This window comes from uncultured Tenacibaculum sp., assembly GCF_947504135.1.
GTDB lineage: Bacteria > Bacteroidota > Bacteroidia > Flavobacteriales > Flavobacteriaceae > Polaribacter.
In genome coordinates, this window is record NZ_CANNGG010000001.1 from 701,990 (window position 1) to 714,019 (window position 12,030).

A 12,030-nucleotide genomic window follows, 5' to 3' on the forward strand; every position below is an offset into this window, starting at 1 on the left:
GTATCGAGAATAAGAATTTTAAAGTAGTTCTCGATACAGTTTTTCTTCCTTAGGTCAGAAAAATCACTCGAACTGACATGTAAATTAAAAGATTCAACAACTTAACAAGTTTTATAATGTATCAAATACGTCTGATAAACGTTGTGTAATGTCTTCGATAGACCCCACACCGTCAACTCCGTAATAATTACCTTGAGCTTGATAAAAATCTTTTAAAACAGCTGTTTTAGTGTTGTATTCGTTAAAACGATTACGGATTTTGCTTTCATCCATATCGTCTGAACGACCGCTTGTTTTTCCTCTTTCTAAAATACGCTCAACTAATAAATCTTCTGGTACTTCTAAAGCAACCATTCCGTTTATACGCTCACCTTTTTCAGCTAAAAATGTATCTAAAGCTTCTGCTTGAGATTCGGTACGAGGAAAACCATCAAAAATAAATCCTGCTACATCAGCATTTTTATTAACCTCTTCTTTTAGCATGTTAATTGTAACTTCATCAGGAACTAAATCACCAGCATCAATATATGTTTTTGCTAATAACCCTAATTCAGTTTGATTTTTAATATTAAATCGGAATACGTCTCCTGTTGAAATATGTACTAAATTGTATTTTTCTTTTAAAATTTCTGCTTGAGTACCTTTTCCTGCACCTGGAGGACCGAATAATACGATGTTTTTCATTTTGGGTTGTGTTGTTAATTGATAAATAGCTGGTAAATTTCTACCAATACCTTTATAATCCAAGCCGTAACCAACAATAAACTTATCTTCAATACCTTTTCCGATATAGTCTATATGCAATTCTTTACGATATACATCTGGCTTGTAAAAAAGTGTAACTATTTTTAATTCTTTTAAATTTTTTGTAGAAAAAATCTCGTAGATTTCTTGAAGGGTTGTTCCGGTATCAATAATATCTTCTAAAATGATAACAGTACGTCCTGTCAAGTCTTCGTTAAGACCTATTAAACTTTTTACATTTTCTGTTGAACTAGTACCTTCATAAGAAGATAGTTTTACAAAGCTTATTTCACAATCACCTTTGTATTGACGTAAAAAATCGGCAGTAAAAACAAAGCAACCATTTAAAATTCCTATAAAAACAGGAACCTCGTCTTTAGGTAAATCATTTTTAACTTGCTTAGCTAAAGAAGCAACAATGCTAGAAATTTCATTTGTTGAAATGAACTCTTTAAAATATAAATCGTGAAGTTTTGTAATTTTCATCAGAATGCAAAGATAGTTTCTTGATATTAAATGAAAAAACCGTTTTGAATAAACTTCAAAACGGTTTTATATATGTTTAAGTAGCGCTTATTTGTTTTCTTCTTTCTTAGAAACGTCGAACATAATTGGTGTTGCAACGAATAAAGAAGAGTAAGTACCTACTACTACACCTACGATTAATGCGAACATGAATCCTTTAATACTGTCTCCTCCAAAGAAGAAGATAGCTAACATTACTAATAATGTTGTTAAAGAGGTGTTGATAGTTCTTCCTAAAGTACTACATAATGCTTTGTTTACTAAGTTAGCAGTAACTGAGTTTTTACCTTCAGTAAACTCTCTAATTCTATCAAAAATTACCACGGTATCGTTTAATGAGTATCCTACTACTGTTAAGATAGCAGCGATGAACGACTGACCAATTTCCATATCAAATGGCATGAATTTGTATAGTAAAGAGAATACACCTAATACTACTAATACATCGTGGAAAACAGCAACTACCGCACCGATAGAATACGCCATTTTTCTAAAACGTAATAAGATATATAAGAACACTACGATTAACGATCCTAATACCGCCCATAAAGCAGCTTGCTTAATATCATCGGCAATTGTAGGTTCTACTTTCATATAACTCATAATTCCGTTTCCTGCTTTTTCAAAACCAGGTTTGAAATCTTCATATGAAGTATTTCCTAAGTGAGGCTTTAATCCGTTGTATAAAGCAGATTGTACTTCTTCATCAACTTCAGTTCCTTCTTCGTCAATTTTAAAGGCAGTAGTAATTTTTAACTGATGGTCAGATCCGTAAGTTTTAACTTCAGGAGCAGTACCAAAAACAGCTTTTAATTCTTCAGCTACCTCGTTACCTTTCATAGCTTCGTCAAAACGAACTACGTAAGAACGACCTCCTTTGAAGTCAACCCCTTGCTTTAACCCTACAGTAAAAATAGAAACTAAACCAACAGTGATAAAGAAACCTGAAATGATATAAGCGATTTTACGTTTTTGTAAAAACTCGATAGAGATATTTTTAAACCAGTTTTTAGAGAGTCCAGTATTGAAAGGTAAACTAGTTCCTTTAGCAACTGCTCCGTCAATAAATAAACGAGTAATAAATACAGCAGTAAATAAAGAAGTTGCAATACCAATCATTAACGTTAAAGCGAATCCTTTAATTGGCCCTGTTCCAAAAGTATATAAGATTACCCCTGTTAATAAGGTTGTAATGTTGGCATCAATAATTGCTGATAATGCACCTTTAATACTAAAACCTTCGTCTACAGAGTCACCTAAGTTTTTACCTCCGTTTAATGCCTCTTTAATTCTTTCAAAGATAATTACGTTTGCATCAACCGACATACCAATGGTTAAGATAATACCCGCAATACCTGGTAGGGTTAATACAGAGTTGAACGATGCTAAAATTCCGAAGATGAATAAGATGTTTACAACTAAAGCAACGTTAGCGAATAAACCAGCTCTTCCGTAGTATAAGAACATCCAAACTAAAACTAAAATAATAGCTAAACCAAATGACCACATACTTGCATCGATAGATTCTTTACCTAAAGATGGTCCTACAACTTCTGCTTGAATAATACGAGCAGGAGCAGGTAATTTACCAGCTTTTAATACAGTAGCAATATCTTGTGCTTCTGTAACGGTCATAGAGCCTCCAGAAATTTGTGTACTACCTCCAGAAATTACTTGGTTTACACTAGGTGCTGTGTATACGTAATTATCTAAAACAACAGCAACGAATTTACCTACGTTTTCAGCTGTCATTTTAGCCCATTGTTTTGTTCCTGAAGCATTCATTAGCATAGATACTACAGGCTTGCTCATTTGGTCGTATTCTTGCTTTGCATCGGCAATAACATCACCATCAATAGGGGCTTTATCCTTTCTGTTAGATTTAATAGCGTATAAGTTTATGAGTTCACTACCATCAGCACCAGGATTTGCTTTATAATCCCATAAAAACTTGGTGTATCTTAAGTTGGTAGGTAACAACGCTCTTACTTCTTTGTTATGTAAAAAGCTGTTAACTTTTGCAGTATCCTGAACTCTAGCTTGTGCAACTAAAGGGCTTACTTGTTGTGGGCTTTGAGCTACATTAGGATATAGGTAAGTGAATAAGTTTTTTTGAGTTTCAACATTTGTTGAATCAGCAGATTCTCCTAGTAAATCATCAATATTATCAGCTGTTTTAGTAGTATCTTTAACTTCTTTTGTAGCAGAATCATCTTTTAATAATTCAGCAACTTTAGCGTTCGCAGTAAAGAAAAAGTTTTGTACATCAGCATTGGTGTGTACTTCCCAAAATTGCAATTCAGCAGTACTTTGTAATAATTTTTGAGCACGATCAATATCTTTTGCTCCTGGTAATTCTACTTGAATTCTACCAGAGTTACCAATACGTTGAATGTTTGGCTGTACAACACCGAATTTGTCAATACGGCTACGTAATACTTCAAAAGCAGTGTTGATAGAAGTGTTTATTTCTTCTTGTAAAGTCGATTTAACCTGCTCGTTAGTTTTATTGAAGTCTATTTTATCACGTAAAGCTTTCGTTCCAAAAATGCTTGGGTCGCTTAATTTAACGTTACCGTTGCTTAATTTTTCGAACTCCTTGTAGAATAAATCTAAGTAATTCGCTTGACTGTTCTTTTGAGCTTCATCAGCATTTTTTAATGCTTGCTTAAAAGTTGTGTTTTGAGAATCGTTAGATAATCCGATTAAGATATCTTTTACTGATACCTGTAAAATTGCATTAATACCCCCTTTTAAATCAAGACCAAGGTTCATTTCCTTGTTTCTAAGATCGTTGTATGAGTACTTTGCAAATCCTAAGTTTACTATCTCTTTGTTAGCTACGCTATCTAAGTATTTTCGTTCATATCTAGCCAAAGCTCTTCCATTGTTATCACTAACATTAGCCTTCGCATACTGTTTCGCACTGTCTTCTACCTTGTTGGCAAAAAACGAGAACGATAATTGATAAATACTTACTAAACCAAAAAGTATAGCAAATAATTTAATTAATCCTTTGTTTTGCATTGTAAATAATTTAAATCGACTTTATTTTAAAAACGTGCAAATATAGCGTTTCATTAAAATAAAAGCCAATTCTTTTACCATATTTATGTTATAAGGTAATTATTTGGGAATAAATGCTAACAAAAGTCAGTTTTTGTAGGGATTATATTGCGTATCTTTAACTACTTTTTACAATAAACAAATAACTTAAAATTTAAACAATTTGCCATGGCGCACTTAACTGATATCGAGATTGCTCAAGCAAAAGAATTACAACATATTAAGCACATAGCCAGTAAATTAAAAGTAAGTGAAGATGACTTAGAAGTGTATGGTAAATACAAAGCTAAGTTGCCACTTGATTTAATTAACGAAGAAAAAATAAAAGAGAATAACTTGGTGTTGGTAACAGCATTAACACCAACACCGGCTGGAGAAGGAAAAACTACTGTTTCTATAGGTTTAACAGAGGGGTTGAATAAAGTAGGAAAGCAAGCTACAGTAGTATTAAGAGAACCTTCATTAGGTCCTGTTTTTGGAATAAAAGGAGGAGCAGCTGGAGGCGGATATTCGCAAGTTGTTCCAATGGAAGATATTAACTTACATTTCACAGGAGACTTTAATGCAATTGAGAAAGCTAACAATTTACTATCAGCATTAATAGATAACAACTTACAAAGTAGAACTAAAAATTTAAATATAGATCCACGAACCATTTTATGGAAGCGTGTAATTGATATGAACGATCGTTCGTTACGTCAAATCACCATTGGTTTAGGAGGAACAGCAAACGGAATACCTCGTGAAGATGGTTTCAATATTACCCCAGCATCAGAAGTAATGGCTATTCTTTGTATGGCAACTTCTTTTGATGATTTAAAAGAACGCTTAGGGAGTATTTTTATTGGGTTCACTTTTGATAAAAAGCCAGTTTTTGCACGTGACCTAAAAGCGCAAGACGCTATGGCTATTTTATTAAAAGATGCTATCAAGCCTAACTTGGTACAAACGTTAGAGGAAAATCCAGCGATAATTCATGGAGGACCTTTTGCAAATATTGCCCAAGGAACGAATACAATTATTGCTACTAAAATGGGATTGTCATTGTCAAACTATGTAGTAACAGAAGCAGGTTTTGGAGCAGATTTAGGAGCTGAAAAATTCTTGAACATTAAATCACAATATGCGGGGTTAAATCCTAAATGCGTTGTGTTAGTTGCTACGATTAGAGCGTTACGTCATCACGGAGGCTCGCCAAAAGAAGAATACAATACCCCAAGTTTAGAACGTGTGCAGAATGGGTTTAAAAATCTAGAAAAGCATATTGAAAACATTAGAAAGTTTAATATTGAGCCTGTAGTAGCCATCAATTCTTTTATTTCAGATACTGAGGAAGAAGTTAATTATGTGATTGATGCTTGTGCTAGTTTAGGTGTACAAGCAGTTGTTTCAGAAGGATGGGCAAAAGGAGGTGAAGGAACTAAAAAATTAGCTGGGGCTGTTGTTGATGTAGTTGAAAACAAAGCTAGCCAATACAAACCCTTGTACGATTGGAAAAGTCCTGTAAAAGAAAAAATAGAAAAGATTGCCAAAGAAATTTATGGAGCAGATGCTGTAACCTATGATAAAAAAGCTGAGTTAAACTTGCGAAGAATTGATCGTTTAGGGTTTAATGACTTTGCTGTTTGTATGGCAAAAACTCAAAAGTCATTTTCAGATAATGATAAGTTAATTGGAAGACCAGAGGGGTTTACAGTAAATGTTAGAGAAATAGAAATAGCAGCAGGAGCACAGTTTATAATTCCAATTTTAGGAAAAATGATGCGTATGCCTGGGTTACCTGAAATTCCTGCTTCAGAAAATATGAAAATTGATAACAAAGGTGTAATCTCAGGATTATCATAAATATACAATCAGATAGCGCTTTTTAAGTAGAAGTAAATATTGTGGTTAAGATAGGTTGAAACCGTTATTAATAAAAAAATCCCGAGTGATAAACTCGGGATTTTTTTGTTTAAAATTAGAATCTATTCAGTGATAAGATTGTTTAGTTTTATGTTTTTTAGAGCTTCTAGACTTCCTTCTATAGAGTTTAAATCTCCTTTTAAGTCGTACTTCTTACCATTTACCGTAACAAATATTCCGATGCTATTAATTTTACCTTCTTTACTAGTTTGGTAAATTTGATAAATAGCACCTTTGTTTTTAAAGGTCAGTGTATTTTCTGTTTTATTAAGTTTGAAATTGTAATCTCCTCCCATCAATTCAATAGGGAATGAGAACTCCACAGCCCCATCAGGCTTTATCAAAGCGTAATTAAGAGCTAATCCATTCAAGCTAAATAAAACAACCTGCTTTTGGTTTTTAATAAGATTGAATGATAATATTTCAGAAAGACCATCATGTTCTAAATCTAGTGTTTTAATAGTTTTTGAGCCTTTTTTATTTCCGCTCCATTCTGTTGTAGTAGTCGAATAAAAAGGAGCATTTCCTGCACTTTCTTCTATAATTAGAGTAGGAGTTGGTATATTGTTAGCTACTTTAAAAGTTGAATATTGGTGCCAGCAACAGCCACTTTTTGTGATAGTGTGGATGGTTTTTGTTTTGTCATTCGTTTGAAACATACCACAATATTCTTGTGCTAATCGAGTAAATTCAGGGCTAAATGTTAGTTTGTTGTTAATTTCGAGATATATTCTAAAAGACGGTCCGTGGTAACAGCTAAATTGCCCATCCATGACAGCTAAGTCTTTAATACCATCAAAATTGAAGTCTTTATATATTAAAATACTCTGTTCTCCGTAAGGAAGTTCTAAAATGTTTGTTTTAACAATCCCTATGGTTTCTAACTCAAAAGTTAATTCATCAGAGTGTATTTCTATAATTTTTGTATTTGTTTTAGATTCGTAAACGGTAATACTTCCTTTTTTAAAAATTTCATTTTCATAACCTTTTTCAATGGTCAACAGTCCTTTATATTTTGATGAAAAACCTTTGATTTCGTAATTGGTTTGACCCAATACGTTTAGTAAAGTAAAAATAAATAATAGCGTTAAAATCTTTTTCATTCATTCTTTGTTAGGTGTAACAATTTCAAATAGCTTATTTATAAAAACAAAATTATCTAAAAAAATTAAGAGCTAAAAACAAAAAGCAAACCTTTGGTTACAGAAGTAGCCTTATTAGGATTGCTTTTTATGTTAAGAAATATGTGGTTAATTTACACCACGTTGTTTATTTATTTCATCTTGTAGTTGCCTACGTAGCTTTTGCTCTTTTTCTATAGATTTTCTTTTATATTGTTCAAACTCTTCTTCGGTTTCAGTTAATAAAGTTTTGGTTTCTTTAGTAATTACATTGCTATTGTTAAACTTATAAATAAAGAAAGCTAACCCTGCTAATAGTGCAAAAATAATACCCCATACAATGGTATTGTAAGTTGCTTTATCTAAAGGAATACCGACAAAAGAAATAGCATCCTCTTTGCTAATAGAAGTAGTTAAATCTGTATTTAAAGTATTAATTTTTGTTTGTAGCTCAGTAATACTTTTTTGTTGTTCGTTTATTTTAACTTGTTTAGCAGCAGCATCTGTTTTAATAGCTTTTATGCTGTCTAATATACTTTTTTGAAGTCTTAAGTATTCATTCTTTTTTATAACTTTATAAATCTGGTAATTATTGGATTTTTTATAAAGTTTATTAAACTGGTTTTCAACAGTGTTTGGTTGCTCAGAAAGATTTTCTTGAGCAATAATACTTTGAGTGAAAATAAAGATGAATGCTATTTTGTAAAATTTCATAGGATTGGTATTTTATTTCAATTGATGAATAATAAGATGGTTTAAAAAAACCCAAACGTTTAGGTTTGGGTTTTTAGTATAAGCAAGGTTATGAAACTTATTTTACTTTCTCTACAATGGCCTTAAAAGCTTCTGGGTTGTTCATAGCTAAATCAGCTAAAACCTTACGGTTTAACTCGATGTTATTAGCTTTAACTTTACCCATAAACTGTGAGTAAGACATTCCGAACTGACGAGCTCCAGCGTTAATACGTTGAATCCATAATGAACGGAAGTTTCTCTTATTGTTTTTACGGTCACGGTATGCATAAAGCATTCCTTTTTCAACCGCATTCTTTGCTACTGTGTAAACGTTTTTACGACGTCCAAAGTAACCTTTTGCTTGCTTCAAGATTTTCTTTCTTCTATTTCTTGAAGCTACTGAATTTACTGATCTTGGCATAATTCAAATGTGTTTTTGTAGTAGGCGACTTATTTAAAAGTTCTTAAACGAGCCTAACTCCATGGTTAATAATTAAATTCCCTTTGCTAACAATTATTTTAAAACTAATTGCTGCTTAATGTTTGCTTCATCTGACTTGTGTACTAAAGTCGAATGAGTTAATGCAAGCTTACGTTTTTTAGACTTCTTTGTTAAAATGTGGCTTTTAAACGCGTGCTTTCTTTTGATTTTTCCAGAACCAGTTAACTTGAAACGTTTTTTGGCACTAGATTTTGTTTTAATTTTAGGCATCTTTGATCTTTAGTTTTATCTTGCTTATATTATTGTTAAGATTTGTTTATTTTGTCTTTTTAGGCGCAATAAACATAATCATACGTTTTCCTTCTAATTTTGGCATTTGCTCTACCTTACCGTATTCTTCTAATTCTTGAGCTAATTTTAATAGTAAAATTTGTCCTTGTTCTTTAAATACAATAGAACGCCCTTTGAAGAATACAAAAGCTTTTAATTTAGCTCCGTCTTGTAAGAATTTAATAGCATGCTTCTTTTTAAACTCGTAATCATGTTCGTCAGTCTGAGGTCCAAAACGAATTTCCTTAACGGTAACTTTAGTAGCTTTAGCCTTTAAAGCTTTTTCACGTTTCTTTTGCTCATATAAGAACTTTTTGTAATCAATAACTTTACAAACAGGAGGAACAGCTTTAGGTGAAATTTCAACTAAATCTAATTCTAACTCTCGTGCAATCTCTTTAGCTTTAGCTAATGGATATACACCTACTTCCACGTTATCGCCTACAAGACGAACTTCATCAACATGTCTAATCTTTTCATTAATTCTATGTTGATCTTCTTTAATTACTCTCGCGGGTCTTCTACCGCCTTTTCTTCTAATTGCTATGACTTATAAATTTTAAATTACTATCTATTTTTTTAACTACCAAAAGGAACTAATGTCTTACTAACTTCTTTCTGTATTAGAGAAATAAACTCCTCTATAGTAAATGTTCCTAAATCACCTTCACCATGTTTTCTTACAGATACTGTGCCATCTTTTTCTTCTTGTTCACCAACAATAACCATAAAAGGTATTTTGCTAACTTCGGCATCACGTATCTTTCTTCCTGTCTTCTCGTTACGGTTATCAACGAGGGCGCGAATTTCGGAATTTTCTAACAAAGTTAAAACTTTTTCGGTATATTTTTGATATTTCTCGCTGATTGGCAGTACAATAACTTGCTCTGGGGTTAGCCAAAGAGGGAAATTACCACCTGTGTGCTCCAATAAAACAGCAATAAAACGCTCCATAGAACCAAATGGTGCACGGTGAATCATTACTGGGCGGTGTAATTGATTGTCAGCACCTTTGTAATGTAAATCAAAACGTTCAGGTAGGTTGTAATCGACTTGAATAGTACCTAATTGCCAACTTCTACCTAAAGCATCTTTTACCATAAAGTCTAACTTGGGACCATAAAAAGCAGCTTCACCTTCTTCAACTACATAATCTAAGCCTTTATCTTTCGCTGCATTGATAATTGCTTGCTCAGCTTTTTCCCAGTTTTCAACCGAACCAATATACTTATCAAGATTCTCCATATCTCTAATAGATACCTGAGCAGTAAAATCTTCAAAACCTAATGATCCGAATACATATAACACAAGGTCAATTACATTTTTGAATTCTTCATCTAATTGTTCAGGAGTACAGAAAATATGTGCATCATCTTGAGTAAACCCACGTACACGAGTTAAACCATGTAATTCTCCACTTTGTTCATATCTATATACAGTACCAAACTCAGCAAAGCGTTTTGGTAAATCTTTATATGAATAAGGTTTGTGGTTGTATACCTCACAGTGATGCGGACAGTTCATCGGTTTTAATAAAAACTCCTCATCTTCTTTTGGAGTAGTAATTGGTTGAAAACTATCTTCACCATACTTCGCATAGTGACCAGAAGTAACATATAACTCTTTCTGACCAATATGTGGAGTCATAACCATTTCGTACCCTGCTTTCTTTTGAGCAGCTTTTAAGAAATCTTCTAAGCGATTACGTAAAGCAGCACCTTTAGGTAACCATAATGGTAAACCTTGTCCTACTTTTTGAGAAAAAGTAAAAAGTTCTAACTCCTTACCAAGTTTTCTGTGATCACGCTTTTTAGCTTCTTCAAGTAATTCTAAATATTGTTTTAACTCTTTTTGTTTAGGGAAAGAAATTCCATAGACACGAGTTAACTGGTTGTTCTTTTCGTCACCGCGCCAATAAGCACCAGCAACATTCATAATTTTTACTGCTTTAATAATTCCTGTGTTCGGAATATGTCCTCCACGGCATAAGTCAGTAAAATCACTGTGATCACAAAAAGTAATATCACCATCTTCTAAACCTTCAATAAGTTCTACCTTATATTGGTTGTTTTGTGCTTTATAGTAGGCTAAAGCATCAGCTTTAGAAATAGAGCGCATTTTAAACTCAGCTTTTTCCCGAGCACGCTCTAAAAATTTCTTTTCTATTTTATCAAAGTCTTTTTCAGAAATAGTATCTTCTCCAAAATCAACATCATAATAAAAACCATTCTCAATAGCAGGTCCAATAGTTAATTTTGCATTTGGATAAAAATCTTGAATAGCTTGTGCTAATACGTGAGCAGAGGAATGCCAAAAAGCTTTCTTTCCTGCTGCGTCATTAAAGGTATATAAAACTAACGAGCCGTCTGTGGTAAGTGGGGTGGTGGTTTCAATGGTGTCTCCTTCAAAACTTGCAGAAATAACATTTCTAGCTAAACCTTCACTAATACTTTTAGCAACATCCATTGGAGTGCTGTTGTTTTCAAATTCTTTGACGCTCCCGTCAGGTAATGTAATCTTAATCATTATATATATATGTTATGTATAATTTCCTTACAAGTGGAAATTTTGAATCGCAAAGATATTGTAAAAGCATTTTGTAAACAATATATATATAAGGTATTTCAAAAACAGGTCTCATCTCCATTTATTATGCTTAATCATTGATTGTAGTTAAAGTTAAACACACTATTTAAAAGGCTTTTTGTTGTGTACTCCCATGTTAGAAATATTAAAATAGTAATAAATATAATAAACAAAGGTAGGAGAGAGCTATATTATAAAAAACTTCCGAACGTAACTAATTATATAATAATGCATTAAAAATAAGTTATAAAAAAAGGGGAGAAAAGAGGTTGTTAAATGGAAAAAGGTATCTATATTTGCACCCGCTAAGGAAAAAACGCAAGTTTTTAGAAGTTAGCAAAGTTCATAGAAATAGGTTTAAGATATTTAAAGAAAAGGTTAAAAAATAGTTTAAATTTTTCTTGTTTATTAAAAAATAAAGTGAGTATCTTTGCAGTCCGATTTTTAGGGAAACAGTTCATTAAAATAGTGTAGCAAAACAAACGAAAAAAACTTCAAAAAAAGTTTTGTCAAATTAAAAACAGTTTGTAGTTTTGCATCCGCTTTTACAAAGCGACACGATCACAGAAATTTTGG

Annotated in this window: 9 protein-coding genes; 1 reads left to right on the top strand and 8 read right to left on the bottom strand. The window is 32.4% G+C overall.

The annotated features are described in order from the left end of the window. Nucleotides 1–111: 111 nt before the first annotated feature. Nucleotides 112–1,230: an adenylate kinase gene (locus Q0663_RS03335; RefSeq protein WP_299006278.1), complete on the bottom strand. Its 1,119-nt coding sequence runs from the start codon at nucleotides 1,228–1,230 to the stop codon at nucleotides 112–114. A gap of 87 nt (nucleotides 1,231–1,317) precedes the next feature. Then, nucleotides 1,318–4,296: a protein translocase subunit SecDF gene (gene secDF, locus Q0663_RS03340; RefSeq protein ID WP_299006281.1), complete on the bottom strand. Its 2,979-nt coding sequence runs from the start codon at nucleotides 4,294–4,296 to the stop codon at nucleotides 1,318–1,320. A 207-nt stretch (nucleotides 4,297–4,503) separates the two neighbouring features. On the opposite strand from secDF, the gene Q0663_RS03345 reads away from it, so the two are divergent. After that, nucleotides 4,504–6,180, top strand: coding sequence for a formate--tetrahydrofolate ligase (locus Q0663_RS03345; RefSeq protein WP_299006283.1), 1,677 nt, complete (start codon nucleotides 4,504–4,506; stop codon nucleotides 6,178–6,180). A gap of 122 nt (nucleotides 6,181–6,302) precedes the next feature. Here the strand turns inward: Q0663_RS03345 and Q0663_RS03350 are convergent, their stop codons facing one another. The 6 genes from Q0663_RS03350 to thrS form a co-directional block, all read right to left on the bottom strand. After that, on the bottom strand, nucleotides 6,303–7,343 hold the full coding sequence (locus Q0663_RS03350; RefSeq protein ID WP_299006286.1) for a hypothetical protein: 1,041 nt from the start codon (nucleotides 7,341–7,343) through the stop codon (nucleotides 6,303–6,305). A gap of 147 nt (nucleotides 7,344–7,490) precedes the next feature. Beyond that, nucleotides 7,491–8,075 (bottom strand): hypothetical protein, encoded by a 585-nt coding sequence (locus Q0663_RS03355; RefSeq protein ID WP_299006290.1) that lies wholly within the window; start codon nucleotides 8,073–8,075, stop codon nucleotides 7,491–7,493. 97 nt (nucleotides 8,076–8,172) lie between these two features. Continuing rightward, a complete protein-coding gene (gene rplT / locus Q0663_RS03360; RefSeq protein ID WP_028891166.1) occupies nucleotides 8,173–8,517 on the bottom strand; it encodes a 50S ribosomal protein L20 in 345 nt (114 codons plus the stop codon). Between the two features lie 93 nt (nucleotides 8,518–8,610). Then, nucleotides 8,611–8,808, bottom strand: a complete 198-nt coding sequence (rpmI, locus tag Q0663_RS03365; protein ID WP_099215431.1) for a 50S ribosomal protein L35 — start codon at nucleotides 8,806–8,808, stop codon at nucleotides 8,611–8,613. Nucleotides 8,809–8,854: 46 nt separating this feature from the next. After that, entirely contained in the window at nucleotides 8,855–9,373 is a 519-nt protein-coding gene (infC, locus tag Q0663_RS03370; RefSeq protein ID WP_299006337.1) for a translation initiation factor IF-3, read from the bottom strand. Between the two features lie 74 nt (nucleotides 9,374–9,447). After that, a complete protein-coding gene (thrS, locus tag Q0663_RS03375) occupies nucleotides 9,448–11,394 on the bottom strand; it encodes a threonine--tRNA ligase (RefSeq protein WP_299006293.1) in 1,947 nt (648 codons plus the stop codon). Nucleotides 11,395–12,030: the final 636 nt, after the last annotated feature.